The following is a 1,397-nucleotide window of genomic DNA, read 5'->3' as shown; positions in this document are numbered from 1 at the left end:
GCGAGCTCGGGGTCCGCGGCGAAGGCGCCGGCGATGCGCGAGGCCCAGGCGGGGTCGACCTCGGTGTCGTCGTCGGTGAAGGCGACGATCTCGGTGCGGGCCTCGGCCAGACCCCGGTTGCGCCCGACCGACGCGCCCCGGCGGGGCTCGCGCACGTAGCGGACCCGCGGGGACCCGGCGGCGGCGACGGCGTTGCGGGTGAGCTCGTCCGGCGGGTCGTTGTCGACGACGACGACCGACAGCGCCGGGTGGTCGGAGGCGAGGACCGCGCGCAGGCAGCGGGCCAGCGACTCGGGCCGGTCGCGGGTCGCGATCACCACCGTCACCGGGTCACCCGCGACCGGAGCCGGGGCCACCCGCTCGGGCGACCCCAGGGTGATCAGTGCGGACCGCAGCTCCGCGATCGTGGCGCGACCGCCACGCAAGGGCACGGTCACCTGGCCCTGTGGAGTGCCACCGACGGTGACGAGCAGACGGGCGGCGCGGAAGGCCGGGTCGACCCGCAGATCACGCAGCGGGCCGAGCCGGTCCAGTTCACCGACCCAGGTCGCGGCGTCGTTCGGCGCAGACATCCCTGACATGGGACACAGTGTCGGGTATGCCCGCTGTGGTCACACTGAGAGTGCGCGGTTGCCGGAAAACGGACACTGTGCGTGTGCGCGGTCGCGGAGTTCACCGGATGTGGTGCGACGGACGGCGTCGGTGCAGGTCGGAGCCGTGCCGTCCGACCGTGCGCCGTACGGGTGACGACGGCGGCCGCGGAGGGCGGTTGTCCGCGGCCGTCCGGGGGCACGACGAGCGGCATGCGCGAAGCGACGACACGCCGCAGTGATCCGGTTCCCGGCGTGTCGTGCACCATCATCACCCGAACGGGTGGAGAATCCACATCGGACGGCGTCCCGACGCCCCGGACCTGCACCGATGGTGGCCCCGCGCACGACGGGGTGCGGACGTCCCGGCACGGGTAGGTTCGGATCATGAGCGAGTCCCGTCCCACCGCGTCGGTCCTGGTCACCGGGAGCGAGCTGCTCACCGGCCACGTCACCGACGCCAACGGTCCCTTCGTCGCCCGCTCTCTCGGCGAGCTCGGCTTCGCCGTATCGCGGGTCCTGCTGGTGGGGGACCGTCCGGAGGACCTGCGCTCGGCGCTGGAGTTCGTCGCCTCCGACGACCTCGTCGTCACCTCGGGCGGGCTCGGGCCGACCGCCGACGACCTGACCGCCGAGGTCGTCGCCGGGTTCGCGGGCGCGGAGATGGAGGTCGACACCGCGCTGCAGGGCCGGATCCACGACCGGGTCGCCGGCTGGGCGAGCCGCGCCGGCTGGGCCGGGCCCGCGCTCGACGCGGCGACGGCCAAACAGGCCAGGGTGCCGCGCGGCGCGAGCGTCCTCGAGCCG

General features: G+C 74.6%; 2 protein-coding genes. One reads left to right on the top strand and one right to left on the bottom strand.

Features of this window, described 5'->3' with window-relative positions; genetic code table 11:
• A partial coding sequence (locus tag NH602_RS30850) for a glycosyltransferase family 2 protein (protein ID WP_253069692.1) occupies positions 1-572 on the bottom strand: 572 nt, incomplete at its 3' end.
• Positions 573-977: 405 nt separating this feature from the next.
• Between NH602_RS30850 and NH602_RS30845 the strand changes: the two genes are divergently transcribed.
• Positions 978-1,397 (top strand): molybdopterin-binding protein (locus tag NH602_RS30845; RefSeq protein ID WP_253069691.1); only part of this gene is annotated, 420 nt, incomplete at its 3' end.

Origin of the sequence: Pseudonocardia sp. McavD-2-B (genome assembly GCF_024124365.1) — a bacterium.
In the GTDB taxonomy this organism is placed as follows: Bacteria; Actinomycetota; Actinomycetes; order Mycobacteriales; family Pseudonocardiaceae; genus Pseudonocardia; species Pseudonocardia alni.
This window is presented reverse-complemented; position numbering and strand designations above follow the sequence as displayed.